Annotated in this window: 21 protein-coding genes and 1 riboswitch; of the genes, 17 read left to right on the top strand and 4 right to left on the bottom strand. The window is 44.9% G+C overall.

Annotation, left to right across the window (positions count from 1 at the left end):
- Positions 1 to 96: 96 nt before the first annotated feature.
- The 7 genes from dctP to V756_RS0109550 all read left to right on the top strand — a co-directional run bounded on the left by dctP (position 97) and on the right by V756_RS0109550 (position 7,526).
- On the top strand, positions 97 to 1,353 hold the full coding sequence (dctP, locus tag V756_RS0109580) for a C4-dicarboxylate transporter DctP (protein ID WP_024714464.1): 1,257 nt from the start codon (positions 97 to 99) through the stop codon (positions 1,351 to 1,353).
- A 147-nt stretch (positions 1,354 to 1,500) separates the two neighbouring features.
- Complete coding sequence (locus tag V756_RS0109575; protein ID WP_024714463.1) at positions 1,501 to 2,544, top strand: AI-2E family transporter; 1,044 nt, start codon at positions 1,501 to 1,503, stop codon at positions 2,542 to 2,544.
- 58 nt (positions 2,545 to 2,602) lie between these two features.
- A riboswitch (cyclic di-AMP (ydaO/yuaA leader) is annotated at positions 2,603 to 2,733 on the top strand.
- A gap of 72 nt (positions 2,734 to 2,805) precedes the next feature.
- Positions 2,806 to 4,044, top strand: a complete 1,239-nt coding sequence (locus V756_RS0109570; RefSeq protein WP_024714462.1) for a dicarboxylate/amino acid:cation symporter — start codon at positions 2,806 to 2,808, stop codon at positions 4,042 to 4,044.
- Positions 4,045 to 4,134: 90 nt separating this feature from the next.
- Entirely contained in the window at positions 4,135 to 5,061 is a 927-nt protein-coding gene (locus V756_RS0109565; protein ID WP_024714461.1) for an ABC transporter ATP-binding protein, read from the top strand.
- A complete protein-coding gene (locus tag V756_RS0109560) occupies positions 5,054 to 5,821 on the top strand; it encodes a DUF2705 family protein (RefSeq protein ID WP_024714460.1) in 768 nt (255 codons plus the stop codon). Before V756_RS0109565 ends, V756_RS0109560 begins: the two co-directional genes overlap by 8 nt.
- Before the next feature lie 94 nt (positions 5,822 to 5,915).
- Positions 5,916 to 6,251, top strand: a complete 336-nt coding sequence (locus tag V756_RS0109555; RefSeq protein WP_019257527.1) for a hypothetical protein — start codon at positions 5,916 to 5,918, stop codon at positions 6,249 to 6,251.
- A 129-nt stretch (positions 6,252 to 6,380) separates the two neighbouring features.
- Positions 6,381 to 7,526 carry an acyl-CoA dehydrogenase family protein gene (locus V756_RS0109550; RefSeq protein ID WP_024714459.1) on the top strand — a complete coding sequence of 382 codons (1,146 nt, stop codon included), beginning with the start codon at positions 6,381 to 6,383 and terminating at the stop codon, positions 7,524 to 7,526.
- 23 nt (positions 7,527 to 7,549) lie between these two features.
- Here the strand turns inward: V756_RS0109550 and fbpB are convergent, their stop codons facing one another.
- The gene (fbpB, locus tag V756_RS01000000122215; RefSeq protein WP_081719825.1) at positions 7,550 to 7,729 is read right to left on the bottom strand and encodes a Fur-regulated basic protein FbpB; all 180 of its coding nucleotides are present in this window, start codon (positions 7,727 to 7,729) and stop codon (positions 7,550 to 7,552) included.
- Positions 7,683 to 7,844, bottom strand: coding sequence for a Fur-regulated basic protein FbpA (locus tag V756_RS01000000122210; protein ID WP_032682059.1), 162 nt, complete (start codon positions 7,842 to 7,844; stop codon positions 7,683 to 7,685). The genes fbpB and V756_RS01000000122210 overlap by 47 nt, the downstream gene beginning before the upstream one ends.
- Before the next feature lie 250 nt (positions 7,845 to 8,094).
- Between V756_RS01000000122210 and V756_RS0109535 the strand changes: the two genes are divergently transcribed.
- A complete protein-coding gene (locus V756_RS0109535; protein WP_024714458.1) occupies positions 8,095 to 8,967 on the top strand; it encodes a cation diffusion facilitator family transporter in 873 nt (290 codons plus the stop codon).
- Between the two features lie 14 nt (positions 8,968 to 8,981).
- On the opposite strand, the gene V756_RS0109530 is transcribed toward V756_RS0109535, so the two are convergent.
- On the bottom strand, positions 8,982 to 9,302 hold the full coding sequence (locus tag V756_RS0109530; protein ID WP_003225161.1) for a thioredoxin family protein: 321 nt from the start codon (positions 9,300 to 9,302) through the stop codon (positions 8,982 to 8,984).
- A 153-nt stretch (positions 9,303 to 9,455) separates the two neighbouring features.
- Here V756_RS0109530 and V756_RS0109525 point away from each other — a divergent pair, with 153 nt between their 5' ends.
- The 6 genes from V756_RS0109525 to V756_RS0109500 all read left to right on the top strand — a co-directional run bounded on the left by V756_RS0109525 (position 9,456) and on the right by V756_RS0109500 (position 15,993).
- Positions 9,456 to 10,541 carry a D-alanine--D-alanine ligase gene (locus V756_RS0109525; protein WP_024714457.1) on the top strand — a complete coding sequence of 362 codons (1,086 nt, stop codon included), beginning with the start codon at positions 9,456 to 9,458 and terminating at the stop codon, positions 10,539 to 10,541.
- Positions 10,542 to 10,609: 68 nt separating this feature from the next.
- Positions 10,610 to 11,983: a UDP-N-acetylmuramoyl-tripeptide--D-alanyl-D-alanine ligase gene (locus V756_RS0109520; protein ID WP_024714456.1), complete on the top strand. Its 1,374-nt coding sequence runs from the start codon at positions 10,610 to 10,612 to the stop codon at positions 11,981 to 11,983.
- Between the two features lie 61 nt (positions 11,984 to 12,044).
- A complete protein-coding gene (locus V756_RS01000000122205; protein WP_240939714.1) occupies positions 12,045 to 12,245 on the top strand; it encodes a hypothetical protein in 201 nt (66 codons plus the stop codon).
- Between the two features lie 136 nt (positions 12,246 to 12,381).
- Complete coding sequence (gene cshA, locus V756_RS0109510) at positions 12,382 to 13,872, top strand: degradosome RNA helicase CshA (protein ID WP_024714455.1); 1,491 nt, start codon at positions 12,382 to 12,384, stop codon at positions 13,870 to 13,872.
- Between the two features lie 170 nt (positions 13,873 to 14,042).
- Positions 14,043 to 14,522, top strand: a complete 480-nt coding sequence (locus tag V756_RS0109505; protein ID WP_024714454.1) for a PH domain-containing protein — start codon at positions 14,043 to 14,045, stop codon at positions 14,520 to 14,522.
- Positions 14,512 to 15,993, top strand: a complete 1,482-nt coding sequence (locus tag V756_RS0109500) for a PH domain-containing protein (RefSeq protein ID WP_024714453.1) — start codon at positions 14,512 to 14,514, stop codon at positions 15,991 to 15,993. The genes V756_RS0109505 and V756_RS0109500 overlap by 11 nt, the downstream gene beginning before the upstream one ends.
- On the opposite strand, the gene V756_RS0109495 is transcribed toward V756_RS0109500, so the two are convergent.
- Positions 15,990 to 16,589: a rhomboid family intramembrane serine protease gene (locus V756_RS0109495; protein WP_024714452.1), complete on the bottom strand. Its 600-nt coding sequence runs from the start codon at positions 16,587 to 16,589 to the stop codon at positions 15,990 to 15,992. The genes V756_RS0109500 and V756_RS0109495 overlap by 4 nt on opposite strands.
- 95 nt (positions 16,590 to 16,684) lie before the next feature.
- Between V756_RS0109495 and acpS the strand changes: the two genes are divergently transcribed.
- The 3 genes from acpS to alr all read left to right on the top strand — a co-directional run bounded on the left by acpS (position 16,685) and on the right by alr (position 19,513).
- Positions 16,685 to 17,050 (top strand): holo-ACP synthase, encoded by a 366-nt coding sequence (acpS, locus tag V756_RS0109490; RefSeq protein ID WP_024714451.1) that lies wholly within the window; start codon positions 16,685 to 16,687, stop codon positions 17,048 to 17,050.
- Between the two features lie 164 nt (positions 17,051 to 17,214).
- Positions 17,215 to 18,231: a LolA family protein gene (locus tag V756_RS0109485; protein WP_081719823.1), complete on the top strand. Its 1,017-nt coding sequence runs from the start codon at positions 17,215 to 17,217 to the stop codon at positions 18,229 to 18,231.
- 112 nt (positions 18,232 to 18,343) lie between these two features.
- Positions 18,344 to 19,513, top strand: coding sequence for an alanine racemase (gene alr / locus V756_RS0109480; protein ID WP_024714449.1), 1,170 nt, complete (start codon positions 18,344 to 18,346; stop codon positions 19,511 to 19,513).
- Positions 19,514 to 19,590 lie beyond the last annotated feature (77 nt).

Raw genomic sequence — 19,590 nt, 5'->3', positions numbered from 1 at the left:
TGTCCGTTATGATCATAAACTTCCCGATATCTTTTGAAAACGCTATCATCCTAGTAAGAAAGACACAAAGGGAAATAGGACAGGGGGATGAAGAATTTGAAACTGTTTAAAAATTTAACAGTTCAGGTCATAACCGCGGTCATCATCGGGGTCATTGTCGGGCTGGTCTGGCCGAACGTCGGAAAAGAAATGAAGCCGCTTGGCGATACATTTATCAATGCTGTTAAAATGGTGATCGCTCCAATTATTTTCTTCACAATCGTTCTCGGGATTGCAAAAATGGGCGATATGAAGAAGGTTGGAAAAGTAGGGGGAAAGGCGTTTGTTTATTTCGAGGTTGTGACGACTCTCGCGCTCATTATCGGTTTATTTGTCGTCAATATCATGAAGCCGGGCGCCGGTCTTGATTACAGCAAGCTTGAAAAGGGAGATGTATCACAATACACGCAAAATGGCGGTCAGGGAATCGACTGGATTGAATTTGTCACACACATTGTTCCGTCCAACATGATTGATGCCTTCGCAAAAGGGGACATTTTGCAGGTCTTATTCTTTTCTATTCTTTTCGGAGTCGGTCTTGCGGCATTAGGTGAAAAAGGGAAAAGCGTCATTGATTTCTTCGACAAGATTTCTCACGTCTTTTTCAAAATCATCGGCTACATTATGCGTGCGGCGCCAATCGGGGCATTCGGGGCGATGGCGTATACGATCGGACACTTCGGCCTCGATTCCATCAAGCCTCTGGCAAGCTTAATGATGTCTGTTTATATTACGATGTTCCTGTTCGTATTTGTTGCGTTAAATATCATCTGCAAGCTTTACGGATTCAGCCTGTGGAATTACCTTCGCTTCATTAAAGATGAGCTTCTGATCGTGCTTGGCACAAGCTCTTCAGAATCGGTGCTTCCGCGTATGATGGATAAAATGGAGCGCTATGGCTGCTCGAAATCCGTTGTCGGGCTTGTCATTCCGACGGGCTATTCATTTAACCTCGACGGCACGTCCATTTATTTATCAATGGCAACGGTTTTTCTGGCACAGGTATTTGGAGTTGATCTCAGCATCGGGCAGCAAATTACAATTATCCTCGTTCTGATGCTGACATCGAAGGGGGCGGCCGGTGTGACGGGAAGCGGATTTATCGTCCTGGCCTCAACACTGTCAGCGCTTCAGGTCATTCCGCTTGAGGGGCTTGCCCTCCTGCTTGGTGTCGACCGTTTTATGAGTGAAGGAAGAGCCATTGTGAACCTGATTGGAAACGGAATCGCCACGATCATTGTGGCAAAAAGTGAAAATGAATTCGATGAAGCGAAAAGCGTGGAGGCTGTGGAAAGCATGAAAACAGCAGTCTGAAAAAGAACGGCCCATCCACGGGGCCGTTTTTTTAATTGTTTAAGAATTATTAAGGTTAGGACAGAGACCTCAGCATTTTTTTGTTATATAATTTACAAATGGATACTATATTGAATGAGGGACGTTTGTCCTAACAGGAGTGTATAAATGGCAGCTTTAGTTAAATTTTTTCAGCACCCGGGAGTAAGGCGTTTTTCCATCTTTCTCGTGTTAACTGGTGTGTTATATCTATTTAAGAGCATGATCAACTTAATATTGCTTACCTTCATTTTCACATTTCTTATGGATCGTTTGGAGTCTGTCGTCCGGCAGTTTTTAAGCCGGTTTTTCCGCGTGAGCCAGCGGGTTGTCATTACGTTTCTTTATATATTGCTGGCTGTGCTGCTGACAGTCGGAGGATTTGTATTTTATCCGGTCGTCGCGGAGCAGATTAAACAGCTGGTTAAGCAGATTAAACATATTGCGTACCACCCGGACAGCATCCCTTTCTTTGATGAGATCACCAGTGTTTTCGGGGATATTAATATCAGTTCATATGTCAAAGAGGGGTTCAATGTGGTGTATACGTATCTGGCCGATATCAGCACATTCGGCTTACAGATCGTAATGGCTCTCATTCTCAGCATGTTTTTCTTGTTTGAGAAAAAGCGGCTTACTGAATTCATGGGAAAATTTAAAACGAGCAAACTGGCGGTCTTTTATGAGGAATTTGCTTTTTTCGGCAGCAAATTTGCAAGAACGTTCGGCAAGGTGCTTGAAGCTCAATTCATCATTGCGCTCGTCAACTGCATTCTGACGTTTATTGCGCTTTCGATTATGCATTTCCCGCAGCTGTTTGGGCTTTCTATCATGGTGTTTTTCCTAGGGTTAATCCCTGTAGCAGGCGTCGTCATTTCACTGATCCCGCTCAGTATCATCGCTTACAGCACTGGCGGCGGAATGTATGTGCTCTATATTGTGCTTGTCATCTTCGCCATACATGCGATCGAAACCTATTTCTTAAATCCGAAGCTGATGTCTGCGAAAACGGAGCTGCCGATCTTTTTCACCTTCACAGTACTCATTTTCTCTGAGCACTTTTTGGGCATTTGGGGATTAATTATCGGGATTCCGATCTTTGTGTTTCTCCTTGATATTCTTGATGTCACCAACAAGGAAGATCGACCTAAAAAAAATCCGAAAGAAAAGTAACAAAAAACAGTTTACAAAATTGGATATTTTCTGTATAAATAAACTAAATCATACAATAGCAAGCCACACGCTTAATCCTTGCATAAGGAGTGGGGGACCCGGTCTATTGGGGTTAATTTTTCATCTGAAAAACGGACATCTCTTCGTCCGAACCCGTCAGCTAACCCCATCGGTGTGAAGAGAGGGCTCTGTGGTTTGATATACAGCCAAAGCCCGCGGGAGTCTCTCGCGGGCTTTTTTTCAAAAAAGGGAGGAATGCTGATGAAACTGGCAACAAAAATCATCATTGCATTGGTTCTTGGTGCAGTGACTGGATTGGTCCTCAACGTTATGTCACCTGAATTATTTGAAAATTTGAATAAGTTTGTATTCGGTCCGCTTGGCACCATCTTTTTAAACCTCATTAAAATGCTTGTCGTGCCGATTGTCTTTTTCTCACTGACACTGGGAGTAGCCGGGCTGGGTGATCCAAAGAAGCTTGGCAGAATCGGCGTGAAGGCCATCTCTTATTTTCTCATTACGACAGCAGTGGCAATTACGATCGGGCTTATTCTTGCTCTTACGATTAAACCTGGTGAATTTGGGACATATGATGTTTCATCTGCCAAGTTTGATGCTGAGGAAGCTCCAAGTATTGCCGATACTCTTCTGAACATTATTCCTGCGAATCCCGTTCAAGCGATGACAGAAGGAAATATGCTGCAAATCATTGTATTTTCTATTTTTGTAGGGCTCGGCATCACGATGCTCGGCAAAAAAGCGGATATGCTTCTAAAAGTCGTTGAACAGGGAAATGAACTGATGATGTATCTCGTCAACTTGGTCATGAAATTTGCGCCATACGGAACGTTCGGTCTGATTGCGACTGCAATCGGCAGCCAAGGCTTCAGCGCAATTAAGGCGATGGGACTGTATATGATTGTTGTGACGCTCTCCCTGATCATTCATGCAATCGTGACGTACGGTTCAACGATTGCACTTTTTGCGAAACGAAATCCGATTACGTTCTTTAAAGATTTCTCAGAGGTCATGGTCGTCGCGTTCAGTACGTCCAGCAGCAATGCGACCTTGCCGGTATCAATGGATGTAGCCCAGAAAAAATTAAAAGTGCCTGAGCCGATCAGCAGCTTCGTTCAGCCTCTCGGCGCTACAATTAATATGGATGGAACAGCCATCATGCAAGGGGTAGCCACCATCTTCATTGCACAGGTATTCGGACAGGATCTGACATTCACGCAGCTGCTGATGGTCATACTGACGGCGGTGCTGGCAAGTGTCGGAACCGCAGGTGTACCTGGAGTCGGCTTGATTATGCTCGCCATGGTGCTTCAATCTGTCGGCCTGCCAGTCGAGGGAATCGGCTTGATTCTCGGCATTGACCGTCTGCTCGATATGCTCCGTACAGTGGTGAACACAACAGGTGACGCAGCCTGCGCCGTCATCATTACAGAAACCGAAAAGAACAAACAGCCAGAGCAAACGCCGACGCTATCGGTTTAACCAAACATTTGGAAGCAACAAATGCTATAATACACACAGTGCCTATTTTTAGGCACTGTTTATTTTTTGTCGAAAAAGGAGGAAGGCTTTATGGCTGAGCCGATTTTACATATTGAAGGACTCGATAAAAAGATTGGATCTAAACAAATACTCAAACAAATCAGCATGGACGTCATGGAGGGAGAAATTATCGGCCTGCTCGGTCCGAATGGTTCCGGAAAAACAACCCTCATCCGTATCATCGTCGGGCTGTTAACACAAAACAGCGGAAGCGTGACAATCAGCGGATTCCAGCACGATACAGAGTTTGAAAAAGCGATGGAAGCTGTTGGGGCGATCGTCGAGAACCCTGAGTTCTATCCGTACCTGACAGGCTGGGAAAATCTAAAGCACTTTGCAAATATGCACAAAAAAATAACCGATGAACGACTTGATGAAGTAGTGGAACGTGTCGGGCTGACGTCAGCGATTCACGATAAGGTGAAAACCTATTCCCTCGGCATGCGCCAGCGTCTTGGCATCGCCCAGGCGATTCTTCATCGGCCGAAGCTTCTTATATTAGATGAGCCGACAAACGGTCTCGATCCTGCAGGCATGAAGGATTTTCGTGACCATATTAAGGAGCTCGCAGAAATAGAAGGAACAGCAGTCCTGTTCGCGACACATTTATTGCGTGAGGTTGAGGATCTGTGCGACCGTGTCATCATCATTCAAAAAGGCGAAATTAAAGCGGAAGTCAGCTTACATGGAACGGATCAAAAAACAGAGAAAGCGGTCATTGAAGTGCAGCCGGAAGAAAAAGCGCTCAATTGGCTGACAGGCAATCAATATCTAGCTGAGCGGCAAAACGGGGCGATTGTTGTTGAGGTGGCAAAAGAAAATATTCCGGAACTGAACCGTTTACTTGTCGGACAAGATCTGAATGTCTTTTCTATTAGGCCTTACACACAATCACTGGAAGACGAATTCATAAAAGCGACAACTGCTCATCAAGAGGAGGGAGAAGAACTTGTCTAAGTTAATTTGGAATGAACACATGAAACTTTTTAATCGGAAGGTCACACTGGTATCTCTTATCCTGATGGCAGTCTTTCAATTTTTCATGGCATTGATCATTAAACGGATTGTCATCGGTGCCGGAACAGATGAAAACTTTATCGGCTATTTATCGTATACACCGAGCCTGAACATCCTGCTGCAGGCCTTAACGATCGTGATTGCAGCAACAATTGTCTCAATGGAATTTGATAAAAAGACGATCAAATTTCTGCTCATTCGTCCGGTAAAACGGCAAAAGATTTTTTGGTCAAAATTAATCACAGTCGTGCTGGTCAGCTTTTACTTGTATTTGGCATACTACATTCTGTCATTATTATTCGGTCTCGTCTTTTTCGGCACATCCGTGAGCGCGGAATCAAAGACATTGCTGATCAACACCCTTGAACTGATCGGGTCAAACTGGCTTGAAGCCGTCATGATGGGATTATTCGGGCTGCTTTGTTCTTCACTGTTTCGCAACAGCGCCGTAGCAGTCGTCGTTTCTTTTGTCGTTTTATATGGAGCGAGCACACTTGTCCAGATCATGAAGCTCTTTGAAAACAAATGGGGCAGCTTTTTGCTTTTTGCGAACACTGACTTTACCCAATACAGCAGTGGACAGACAGTCCTATTTTCAGGCATGACGCCGTTGTTTTCAGCGGGAATTATCATCATACATGCCATATTCTTCATCGCCGTTGGCTGGTGGTGCTTCTGTAAGCGAGATGTCCGGGTGTGAAGGAAAGGAATGACATTTTTGTGAAAAAGCTCACGTAAATCAATATCATTTGATATTTTGGTTTATACTAAAGGTACTGACGGAGGTGTCTCGATTGAGGAACTTTATTACCGCTTTACCGATCGTATTGCTGCTTGGATTCTCATTTGTGTCATTTATGTTTCAGTTTGAACATCTTGTTTATTTCAGGCTCGCGCTTGGACTGTTCTCTCTCGCGGGGCTGTACATGATATATAAAATGAAGACGGGCATCCGCTATTTCATCATCTATCTGTATGCCAGCTGGATTGTGCTTGCAGCAGTGACCGCTTTTGAAGAGCCGATTTTCTCAAGCTTTTTCTTTGGCGGCCTTGTGATGACAATGGGTTACCTGACATATATGCTGATTTATCTCGGTATGAAACAAGACCGGGATGCAAATCCTGTGTAAACACGCTGTTCCCTGGGGAACGGCGTGTTTTTCTATACCGGACAAAAAGGTTAACAGTTGCGGAATGGCGGCGGGAAATCTATAATACATATTAAATTTATCGGAATTAAAAACTTGGGGGGCTGCCGGATGTCATTATTGATACAAAACGATCAACAACGGCAATGGATGGAAAAAATCGGACGGCTTGCGGATGAATTTCAGCAAACAGCCGCTGAAGATGACGAACAGGGACGTTTTCCTGTCGAAAAAATACAAAAATTGCGTGCTGCCGGATATACGTCATTAACATTGCCGTCGTCTTATGGAGGCGGGGGCATTTCTGTTTACGATATGCTTTTGTTTCAAGAACGGCTGGCGCAGGGAGATGCTCCTACAGCACTGAGCATCGGCTGGCATTTAAGCGTAATCGGGGAGCTCGGGGAAGGCAACAGCTGGGATAAGGATGTGTTTGCGTTTATTGCCAAGGAAGTTCAAAATGGAGCCGTCATCAACAGGGCGGCCACAGAAGCGCAAACAGGAAGCCCGACAAGAGGAGGGCGTCCCGGTACAAACGCCGTCAAAAAGGATGGCAAATGGACAGTGAATGGAAGAAAAACCTTTACGACGATGTCACAAGCGCTGGATTATTTTTTAGTGACCGCATGGATGGAAGAAAAACAAACAACAGGCGTCTTTCTCATTCATAAAGATGATCCCGGTTTGTCGATTGAAGAAACGTGGGATATGAGTGCGATGCGGGCGACAGGAAGCCATGACCTTGTACTGAATGAGGTAACGCTCGATGAGGAGAAACTGGTGGAATTGCTTCAAGGGCCCCGGGGAGCGAAGCCGAATGGCTGGCTGCTTCATATTCCGGCGGTTTATCTTGGCATTGCTCAAGCAGCACGAGACTATGCGGTACAATTTGCTTCTGAGTATTCACCAAACAGTTTGAACGGACCGATCAAGGATGTCCCAGCCGTCCAGCAAAGAACCGGTGAAATGGAGCTTGAACTGCTTAAGGCCAGACATTTTCTGTTCCATATCGCTCAATTGTATGACGATCCCAAACGCCGTCCCCACTTGAGAAGTGAGCTCGGTGCAGCGAAACATATCGTTACAAATGCTGCGCTGTCTGTTGTCGATAAAGCAATGAGAATCGTAGGGGCCAAAAGCCTTGAACGAACTAACCCGCTTCAGCGCTATTATCGGGATGTGCGCGCCGGTCTCCATAACCCGCCGATGGATGACGCTGTAATCCAAAAACTGGCTGCCGAGGCGTTTGAGTCATAAAAAAAGAGCCTTCCCGGCTCTTTTTATGTATTGTTTTGCTCTTGGAGATTTTTTTGATGCTTACGGTCAATCCTGTCATAAATCACGTTCATGAGCTTTGGATTGCCGATAATTGCCTCTTTGTTTTCCTGTATCAGCTGCTGGTACGTTTTCACATTACGCTTCGACATGCTCTGGCGCCCTCCTGACATGTTTGTATTCACTTTCTAACTCTGTAAGCGACAATTCATACAAATGACGCTTTGACTTTTTGTATATACCATTCTGAATTAACAGATGAATGAGCTGTTTTTTTCTGGTTTCTGACTGAGGTGTCATTATGTCACCAACCTCCAATCGAACGATATTGATAATCATTATCAATTAACTTCATTATACAATGTCCCCAAAAGCCTGTAAAGGTAAAAACAGTCCTTTTCTTCCAAAATATGAAAGTGTTCAAAAGATCGACAAAATGTTTCCCGGGCAATAATTTGCTGTCGAAATGGCACTCTTCATTGAAAATGCTGCCGCTACTATTTTTTATGAATTGAACCATACTAAGTAATAGAATGGAGGCTGGTATTCAATGGAGCGGACAGAAAATCTGAAAAAGGGAGAAAAAGGGGCGCTCCTCAATATTTTGGCATATGTCATCCTTGCTGTTGTGAAGCTTGTCATTGGGATTCTATATCATTCCGAAGCGTTAAGAGCAGACGGATTAAATAATGGAACAGATATTGTAGCATCAGCAGCTGTGCTGATTGGATTGCGTATTTCCCAAAGGCCGGCTGACAGCGATCATCCATATGGCCATTATCGGGCTGAAACAATTTCGTCTCTTGTTGCGTCTTTTATTATGATGGCTGTCGGCATTGAAGTGTTAATCGGCGGAGGAAGAGCGATAGCGGACGGAACTACGGAAACGCCAAACCTTATCGCGGCATGGACGGCGTTAGGAAGTGCTGTGTTTATGTATGGCATCTATTTGTATAACAAAAGGCTGGCGGCATCCATTAAAAGCTCTGCCCTGATGGCGGCGGCGAAGGACAGCAGGTCAGACGCTTATGTGAGTGCCGGCGCGTTTATCGGTGTTTTTTCGTCTCAGCTGCAGCTGCCGTGGATCGATCCGGTAACAGCTTTTATCATCGGCATCATCATTTGCAAAACGGCTTGGGATATCTTTAAAGACGCTTCACATTCCTTAACAGACGGCTTCCAATTAAAAGATCTTGAGCCTTACAAACAAACCGTCGCCAGAATTGAAAATGTACATCGTCTAAAGGATGTGAAAGCGAGGTATTTAGGCAGCACCGTTCATATTGAGATGGTCATTACGGTAGATCCGAAGCTTACAGTAGAAGAAGGGCATGGAGTGGCGGATGAAGTAGAGGACAAAATAAAACATGAACACGATGTCACACATGTTCATGTTCATGTAGAGCCTGACGACATAAAATAAGGCTGTTTAACGAATTAGCTTATATGTTCAGATAAAAATTCAGTCACTTCTTCAGGCGTTTTGGCATTGGCGCTGTGAAGGTGAGCTGTTTTTTCACCGTTTTTGAAGATAAGCAAGCTGGGAATACCCATTACTTGGTATTTTTCAGCAAGTTCGGGAAGCTCGTCCTTATTGAGCTCATACCAATCGTTTTGATTGTACTCTTCCAGAATATCGCCGATGAACATATTCATGCGTGTGCAATCTGGGCACCAATCAGCATAAAATTTTACGATTATTTCTTTATCAGATTGAATCAGTTCATTAAATTGTTCGTTTGTTGTGATTTTTTTCATATGTCACATCTCCTTTTCAATGTCATTTTAATATAAAATAAAAAGGAATTACATATATATGCATTCAACATCAGCATGCCCAAAAATAATTAGATCATTTTCTCGTGAAAGTGATAAGATAGTAAAGATGAATTGTAGTGGGGGGAGTATCCATTGAAAACAAGTCTAGGATTAGTATACGGAGGAAAGTCGGCAGAACATAATGTTTCCCTGCAGACAGCTCTGGCTGTAATCAAAGCGCTAAATACTGAGAAGTTTGATATACATCCGATTTATATAACTGAAAAAGGCGAATGGGTAAGAGGCACCCGTTTAACTGAGCCTGTTTCTAACGTGAAAATGCTTCAATTTGAGCAGGGAGGCAGTGCTTTTTCTCCAGCTGCCTTGAATCAGGAGATGTTTCCGCAGGAAGCGTCACAGCAAAATGAATCTATTGACGTCGTATTCCCGCTCCTCCACGGACCGAACGGGGAAGACGGAACGATTCAAGGAATGCTCGAACTGTTGAATATTCCTTATGTCGGCAATGGTGTGCTTGCTTCCTCAGCCGGCATGGATAAAGTCGTCATGAAACATTTATTCGCGCAAGCCGGCCTTGCTCAGGCTAAATACGCAGCTTTCCTTAAGAAAGACTGGACTCGTTCACCGAAAGAAAGCTGTGAGCAGGTCGAACAGGAATTAGGCTACCCTTGTTTCGTAAAACCGGCGAACCTTGGCTCAAGTGTCGGAATCAGCAAGTGCCGAGACCGTGAAGAACTGCAAAAAGCCTTTGAGCTGGCATTCCAATATGATCGTAAAGTCGTCGTTGAAGAAGGAATTAACGGCCGCGAAATCGAAATCGGCGTTCTTGGAAATGACGATCCTAAATGCTCTGCTGTGGGAGAAATCGCGCCGAAGACAGATTTCTACGACTACAAAGCGAAATATGAGGATGGAGACACCGATCTGATGATTCCGGCGAATGTGACCGATGAGGAATACGCGAAAATCAGTGACATGGCGATTAAGGCGTTTAAAGCGATCGATGGGTCAGGCCTTGTCAGAGCGGACTTTTTCCTGACAGCTGACGGCGAATTTCTGATCAATGAAGTCAATACAATGCCTGGTTTTACACCTTTCAGCATGTTCCCGCTGCTCTGGAAAGAGGCTGGAGTGGAATACGCAGACCTGATTGAACAGCTTGTGGAGCTTGCAAAAGAACGCCATGCTGAAAAACAATTGATCAAGCATACATTCTAATGAAATGGACACTGCCGGTAAAAGGCAGTGTCTTTTCCCGTATATCACAAGAAAGAGAGGGACCTCACTTGATTAAGCGAACAGTAAAGAACATTGCCGAGATGGTCAAAGGCACACTGACAAATCCGCAATATGAACAAACAGTCATTTATGGAGTGGCAACTGATACAAGAAAACTGGAACAGCACCAGCTTTTCATCCCGCTGAAAGGGGAACATTTTAACGGCCATACTTTTGTGCCGCAGGCTTTTGAAGCCGGTGTTGCGGCCGTTCTTTGGGATCGGTCAGAACCAAATCCGCCCGAGAATCAAGCCGTTATCTTAGTGGACGACACCCTTTCCGCTCTTCAGCAGCTTGCAAAAGCATATTTGCGGGAGCTTGGCACTCGTGTCATCGGGGTAACCGGAAGCAATGGGAAAACGACAACGAAAGATATGATTCACGCTGTCTTGGAAACCCGGTACCGCGTTCACAAAACAGGAGGAAACTTCAATAATCACATTGGTCTGCCCCTGACGGTTTTAGCCATGCCTGAAGATACGGAGATCGCTGTATTGGAGATGGGAATGAGCGCCAAAGGAGAAATTGACCTATTGTCCCGCTTGGCAAACCCGGATGCGGCAGTGATTACGAATATCGGTGAATCCCACATGCAGGACCTTGGTTCAAGAGAAGGCATCGCGGAGGCGAAGCTTGAAATCATTAACGGGCTTAAAGAAGACGGAGTGCTGATTTATATCGGTGACGAGCCGCTTCTTCAAAAAGCGTACAGCTGCCAAACGAAAACGTACGGAACTGGAGCGCAAAATGATTATCAGCTTCAGGATGTCAGCCAGAGTGAAGCGGGAACCCATTTTACCATCAAAGGAATGGAAAAAACGTTTTTTATTCCGATCCTTGGAAAACACAATGTCATGAACGCCATGGCTGCGATTGCCGCGGGAGCTTATTTCGGTATCACCCCTGAGGATGCGGCAAAAGGATTAAGCGGACTAAAGGTAACCGGCATGAGACTTGAACTCATCAAAACAGACAGCGGCATTTCGATTATCAATGACGCTTATAATGCGAGTCCGACTTCCATGAAGGCGGCCATTCAATTGACTGAAAGCCTTGATGGCTACGGAAAAAAAATGCTCGTGCTTGGTGATATGCTTGAACTCGGCGATCTTGAAGAGACGTTTCATAAAGAGTGCGGCGCTGTGATCTGCCCTGAAAAAATCGACCGTGTCTTTACGTACGGAAAGCTGGGAGCTTTTATCGCGGAAGGCGCACTGGAACACTTTGAGAAAGACCGCGTCAGCCATTACACCGAAAAAAAAGATCTCCTCCAAGCTGTGAAAGAAAACGTGTCAAAAGGAGATTTGATTTTATTCAAAGCGTCCAGAGGTATGAAGCTTGAAGAAATCGTTAAAGATTTAATAGAGAGCCCGCTTTCATAAAAAAACTGCAAAAAAACCGCATATGGCATCATAAAATAATATGATGTGCGAACAATAATGTATGCCGGCCGGAAATTATGTATGTCTGGCCGGCTGCGGCTATGATACAATAAAGACAGGTTATTTCATGATGCGTAAATACTCGTCCGGACTTTCTTCCGCTGCCCCGAAGTTCTCCGCCGGACATTTGGAAGCGGATGAAGCAGCAAGCCGGCATATTCGAGAAGCGGATCTGCTTCTCATCTTATTGAAAAACCAATAGTGTAATGGTAAGATAAAATGTAAAGTAATTCGGGCTTTGTATACGGATGGATCCTGTCCTTTTGGTTTAAAGGGCAGTTTTATAAGTGGTAAATCACGACATTACTGAAACAGCAATTAGAAGGAGTTTGAATAATTTGACTATAACGTTTCAAGATTTTAATTTAAGTTCTGATCTCATGAAAGCAATTAATCGTATGGGATTTGAAGAAGCAACACCGATTCAGGCACAAACAATACCGCTCGGACTTTCAAATAAAGACGTCATTGGACAAGCGCAAACAGGTACAGGTAAAACAGCTGCGTTTGGTATACCCCTTGTTGAAAAAATTAACCCCGAGTCTCCTAATATTCAAGCAATCGTAATCGCGCCAACCCGTGAATTAGCCATTCAAGTATCAGAAGAATTATATAAAATCGGACAAGATAAGCGTGCGAAGGTTCTTCCTATTTACGGCGGGCAGGATATTGGACGGCAAATCCGGGCGTTAAAGAAAAATCCGAATATCATTGTCGGAACACCTGGACGTCTTCTTGACCATATCAACCGCCGCACAATTCGTTTAAACAACGTAAACACTGTTGTAATGGATGAAGCCGATGAAATGCTGAACATGGGATTCATTGATGACATTGAATCTATCCTTTCAAACGTGCCGAGCGAGCATCAGACACTTCTGTTCTCTGCTACAATGCCAGCGCCGATCAAACGCATTGCAGAGCGCTTCATGACTGAACCGGAACATGTAAAAGTAAAAGCGAAAGAAATGACGGTTTCTAACATTCAGCAGTTCTATTTAGAAGTGCAAGAGCGCAAAAAATTCGATACACTGACTCGTCTTCTTGACATTCAGTCTCCTGAGCTTGCGATCGTATTCGGACGTACAAAACGCCGTGTCGATGAGCTTGCTGAAGCCCTGAACCTTCGCGGATATGCGGCTGAAGGAATTCACGGTGACTTAACGCAGGCGAAACGTATGGTTGCGCTTCGCAAATTTAAAGAAGGTGCAATCGAAGTTCTTGTCGCAACTGATGTTGCCGCTCGCGGACTTGATATCTCAGGCGTAACACACGTGTACAACTTCGACGTGCCTCAAGATCCTGAAAGCTATGTTCACCGTATCGGAAGAACAGGCCGTGCAGGAAAAACAGGTATGGCGATGACGTTCATTACACCGCGTGAGAAAAGCATGCTTCGCGCAATTGAACAAACAACAAAACGCAAAATGGACCGCATGAAGGAGCCTACACTTGATGAAGCGTTAGAAGGCCAGCAGCAGGTTACTGTTGAACGTCTTCGCACGACAATCAGTGAAAACAACCTGAACTTCTACATGACAGCGGCAGCTGAGCTGCTTGAAGATCATGATGCAGTAACAGTGGTTGCAGCGGCTATCAAAATGGCTACAAAAGAGCCGGACGACACACCGGTTCGCTTAACAGACGAAGCGCCGATGGTCAGCAAACGCTATAAGAACCAACGCTCTTCTAAACGCAGAGACGGGCAAGGCGGCGGCTACCGCGGCGGAAAAGGGAAAAGCAACAACCGTTCTTCCTATGACAAAAAGCGTTCAAACGATCGCCGTTCTTCAGGTTCAGGTGACAGACGCCAGAAAAAATCTTACTAATTCTATCGATTAAAGCCCAAAACATAACGTTTTGGGCTTTTTTATGTTCGCAATTTGTGATTCAGCAAACTTTCAGCTGACGGGAGCCATTTTTCTATGTATGCTTAAGAATGAAACCTTTCTGTATAAGAGACGTATAAGTAACGACGAAAAAACGGGAGGTAGGTATATTGAGAGAGCAGCCAAAAAACCAAATCAGTCCAGACGGATTAAAGGTTTGGCGACTTCAAGAAATCATCGTATCCGCTGTCTGCTTGCTTATTGTCATAGCAGTTGCAGTGTTAAGCTATTATTTTCATTGGCCGTACTGGATCAGCGGCGTGCTCGGCGCGGTTTGGCTGCTGGGTTCGATTGTGACAGTCCTTATCATTCCAAAGATCCGCCATAAAGTGTGGCGCTATGAAGTCCATGAACATGAAATAGACATTCAGTCAGGTATTTTTGTGGTGACACGTGTGATTGTCCCGATGGTCAGAGTTCAGCACGTCGATACGTCACAAGGGCCATTATTAAAAAAATACAACCTGGCAACGGTGAAAATTTCCACGGCCGCGACCGTTCATTCGATCCCAGCTTTAGAGATGGAGGAAGCGGATCGGCTGAGAGACTCCATTTCCCGTCTGGCAAGGGTGACTGACGATGATGTCTGAACCGAAACGCCTGCACCCGGCGGCAGTCATTTTGAATTTATGCCATACCATTATTCAAACGGTAAAAAATATCATTCTGCCATTCTTTTTTGTGTACATCGTCAATTCGAACCATACAGTCCGTTTTTACGGAGCCATTGTGCTCGGCGTGCTGTTCATCTGGCTTGTAGCGGCAAGCATCATCAAATGGAGAAAGTTCACCTATCGAATTGAAGATGATGAATTTAGGATCGAAGAAGGCTTGTTTGTGACGAAAAAGCGATACATATCGATTGAGCGTATTCAAACGATGAATACGAGTGCGGGCGTGGTCCAGCAAATTTTTAAGCTAGTGAAGCTGCAAATTGAAACGGCGGGCGGAGGCAAGGAGGCGGAAGCGGTTCTTTCTGCTATTTCTGTTGAAGAAGCCGAGCGCATCAAGGAAGCCGTCTTTAAGAAAAAAGCGCAAAGACACGCAAGCGAACACGATGAAGATTGTTCCGAAGCAGAGCAGGAGCTGATTCCAGCAGTTGAACCGCAAGAGCACTACCGCATGAACGCAAAAGAATTGCTCGTGGCCGCTTCAACCTCCGGCGGAATCGGAGTGATTATTTCCGCTGTATTTGCGCTTATTTCCCAGCTTGACGAAGTGCTGCCGATGGATTGGATTTTCGATAAATTCTCCTTCCTGAAGCACGCCAGCATCGGCATTTACGCGGTCCTTATTTTTATCGGTTTATTTATTGCCTGGATTTTCAGCATCGCCGGTATGATGTTTAGATACGCGAACTTTCAAATCATAAAAAAAGAGCAGGAATTGGTGATTTCAAGAGGAATTATTGAAAAACATCAAGTCACAATACCGCTCCGGAAAATACAAGCCATTAAAATAAAAGAAAATATCATCCGACAGCTCTTCGGCTTTGTGACGGTGTCCATCGTCAGCGCGGGCGGCGGCGAAAGGGAAAAAGAAGAAGGCGCTTTGACCATCCTCTTTCCGATGATTCATAAACAAAAGCTTCCGGACATGCTTCGGACATTTACGCCGGAATACACGCTGGAAGACAACATCCGCCGCCTGCCGCGGCGCGCGTTAAAACGATATTTATTCCGTTCCGTCATTTTTTCAATCTTTTTGATTATCCCGTTATGCATCTTCTTTCAGCCGTGGGGTTATCTGTCAATCATCTTGCTGCCGGTTGAATTGATTTTCGGCTACCTCGCATATAAGGATGCGGCTTGGACGATTAACGGCGATCGCCTCCAATTGACGTCCAGATTGATAAATAGAACAACAGCGATTGTGCTGAAAAAACGAATGCAGGTTTGCAAGTTCAGCCAATCCTATTTTCAAAAGAAAGGCAGCCTGTATACCATTTCTACCTCGGTAAAATCATCAAGCCATATGGAAGAATTAACGGTGAGGGATGTAGGTGAAGAGGATGCGGGCTTCATTTTGAATTGGTATTCATATGAAAAAGCGGACGGTTAATACCGCCGCTCTTTTTTTTGCACACATAAAAACGAGAGAAGAAACCCGCCGCAAAGCCCAAACAGATGGGCCATCATGTTAATATTGGAGTTGATAAACGACATGAGAATGGCAAATGCGAGCAGTGTGAGAATCATTTTGGAGTGCTCCTGTCCGATCAGCTCTTTCCGAAAAAGAACCATAAACAGATACACGCCGAACAGCCCGAAAATCGCGCCTGAAGCCCCGACATGCACGTAATCAAGCGGCTCTGCCACATATGTGCCGATATTGCCGATGATACCGGAGCCGGCGTACACAAGCAGAAAACGCACTTTTCCCAGCATGCGCTCCAAAGCGGGGGCAAATAAAAAGATGGACATGGAATTAAACAGCAGATGGGTAAAACCTGCGTGCAGCAAAATCGGTGTGATCAGCCGCCACCATTCACCGTTTGCAACGCCTAGATTATAGCCTGTGACCGCGTCTCTCCACAACACGACTGAATGGGCAGGAAGTGAAAAAAACAGCCAGAGAACAGCTTGTAAGGCCAATATAAAGGTGACAGCGGGATAAAGTCTGATGAACGTTTGGAAATTTTCAGTCCGTATAAACATTCCGAGCCCCTTTTCTTCATTTTTGTATTTCTATAGTAACACGTTTATGAGACAAACCATTCAAATAGTACGTACCGCAAAGGAGGTTATTGCACATGATTTACGGCATTGGACTGGACATCACCGAGCTTAAACGGATCGCCTCTATGGCAGGCCGCCAGAAAAGGTTTTCCGAGCGGATTTTAACCCGAAGCGAGCTTGACCAATATCATGAGCTTTCAGAAAAAAGAAAAATCGAATTTCTCGCGGGCAGATTCGCGGCAAAAGAAGCATTCTCGAAGGCATATGGCACCGGTATAGGGAAGCATCTCAGTTTTCAGGACATCGTAATTAAGAAAGACCATAATGGCAAGCCTTACATCATTTGCACGAAACTGAGCCAAGCCGCTGTTCACGTATCAATCACACATACAAAGGAATATGCGGCCGCGCAGGTTGTGATTGAAAGGTTGTCAAGCTAGTCTGCATATTAGGGAAACCCCACTCATATATTTGATAGTGCATTAAGGGAGACAAGTTGTTTGAGGCTTTTATGGTACGCATCCGTTCTGCCTAACGTGTACCGAGCGTACCGTTAAAGTCAAACAAGCGATTTCTTCCTTTTACATCAATTGAGAAAAAGGGGTTGAAAAAGGTGAGAAAAAGCTTTGTTTTGCTTTTAACGGGACTGCTTGCTGTCCTTATTCTTTCTGCCTGCGGGCAAAAAACGCAGCAAGATATTGTGACCGGATTAGATGAAAAGGCGAAAGAATACACCTCGTACAAAGCAAAAGCGAAAATGACCATCGAGACAGGGAGTGAGCCTCAAGTATACAATGTGGAAATCTGGCACAAAAAGCCGTCTCTGTACAGAGTTTATCTGGAAAATCCGAAAAAGGACCAAAACCAAGTCATTTTACGAAATGAAAACGGAGTATTTGTTCTCACGCCGTCTTTAAATAAGAGCTTCAGGTTTCAAAGCGACTGGCCGAACAACAGCAGCCAGGTCTACCTGTTTGAATCGCTTGTAAAGGATGTTCAAAACGATTCGGATGCAGTCTTCACTGCGAAAGAAAAGAAATACGTATTCGAAACAAAAACAAACTATCAGCATAACAAAATGCTGCCGACGCAAGAAATCACATTTAACAAAAAAGATATGAGCCCATCATCTGTCAAAGTGATGGATACAGACCGAAAAGTCATGGTGAAAGTGGAATTCAGCAGCTTCGAATTTAATAAACAATTCGACAAAGAATCATTTGACGAAAAGAAAAATATGACGCTTTCCCAAATGGATGTCGCCACAAGCGCGAAGCCATCCGACACGTTCGCGGTCAAAACCCCGCTTGAACTGCCGCTTGGCGTAAAGCTGCTTGAAGAAAAAGATATTTCCTCTGAAGACGGGAAGCGTATCATCATGACCTACGGAGGAGAAAAATCATTTACTTTAATACAGGAAAAAGCCCAGGTCGCCAAAGCTTCTTCCTCAGTTACAATGAACGGCGAACCGGTGAATCTCGGCTACACCATCGGCGCCTTGTCAGACGCATCACTATCATGGACATATGACGGTGTAGATTACCTTCTCTCCTCTAAAGATCTTTCTAAAGAGGAAATGGTGACAGTCGCGAAAAGCATGCAGGGACAATCGTCTAAATAATCGCCAAAGGCCAAACGTGATTTGGCCTTTTTTCGTTAGGGATCATTTCCCTTTGTCTATAATTTTAGTATGATATGTAAATGATATTGAATAAAAGCTAGGAAGTGTCATGATGAGCACAAAACCTTTTTACAGAGATACGTGGGCAGAAATCGACTTGTCCGCAATAAAGGAAAATGTCAGCAATATGAAAAAACACATCGGCGAACATGTCCAACTGATAGCGGTTGTAAAAGCGAACGCCTACGGGCATGGCGACGCAGAAACAGCGCAGGCGGCACTTGATGCAGGTGCTTCATGCTTGGCGGTGGCCATTCTGGATGAAGCGATTTCCCTGCGCAACAAGGGCTTTAAGGCGCCTATATTAGTGCTTGGCGCGGTCCCGCCGGAGTATGCGGAAATCGCGGCGGAATATGACGTGACATTAACAGGCTATTCTGTTGAATGGCTTCAGGAAGCAGCCCGCCACTTGAAAAAACGTCCTCTTCATTTTCATTTGAAGGTCGATACGGGGATGAACAGGCTTGGCGTAAAATCGGAAGAAGAAGTTCAGAACGTGCTGGCGATTCTTGACCGCAACCCCCGTTTAAAGTGCAAGGGGGTATTTACCCATTTTGCGACAGCGGATGAAAAAGAAAGAAGCTATTTTTTGATGCAATTTGAGCGCTTTAAAGAGCTGATTGCGCCGCTGCCGTTAAAGAACCTGATGGTCCACTGCGCGAACAGCGCCGCCGGTCTTCGTCTGAAAAAAGGCTTTTTCAACGCGGTCAGATTCGGCATTGGCATGTACGGCCTCCGTCCGTCAGCCGACATTACGGACGAAATACCGTTTCAGCTGCTCCCTGCATTTACCCTGCATTCGACGCTGTCTCATGTTAAATTAATCAGAAAAGGCGAGAGTGTCAGCTATGGAGCGGAATACACAGCAGAAAAAGACACATGGATCGGAACGGTGCCTGTTGGCTATGCCGACGGCTGGCTTCGAAAATTGAAAGGAACCGAGATTCTTGTGAAGGGAAAACGGCTGAAAATCGCCGGCCGAATTTGCATGGACCAATTTATGGTGGAACTGGATCAGGAATATCCGCCGGGCACAAAAGTAACATTAATAGGCCGGCAGGGGGATGAATATATTTCCATGGATGAAATCGCCGGCAGGCTGGAAACCATCAACTACGAGGTGTCTTGTACAATAAGTTCCCGTGTTCCCCGTATGTTTTTGGAAAATGGGAGTATAATGGAATTGAGAAATCCTTTATTGCAGGAAAATGCAAGCAAATAGCTCATCTCAATGGAGAATTCATAAAACAGCTTTGCTTGAAGAGTGAATAATGGTATCATTATCACTGGATGGATAAA

Source organism: Bacillus tequilensis KCTC 13622 (genome assembly GCF_000507145.1).
Classification (GTDB): domain Bacteria; phylum Bacillota; class Bacilli; order Bacillales; family Bacillaceae; genus Bacillus; species Bacillus tequilensis.
The sequence above is the reverse complement of the archived record's forward strand: the minus strand, read 5'-3'. Positions and strand labels throughout refer to the sequence as shown.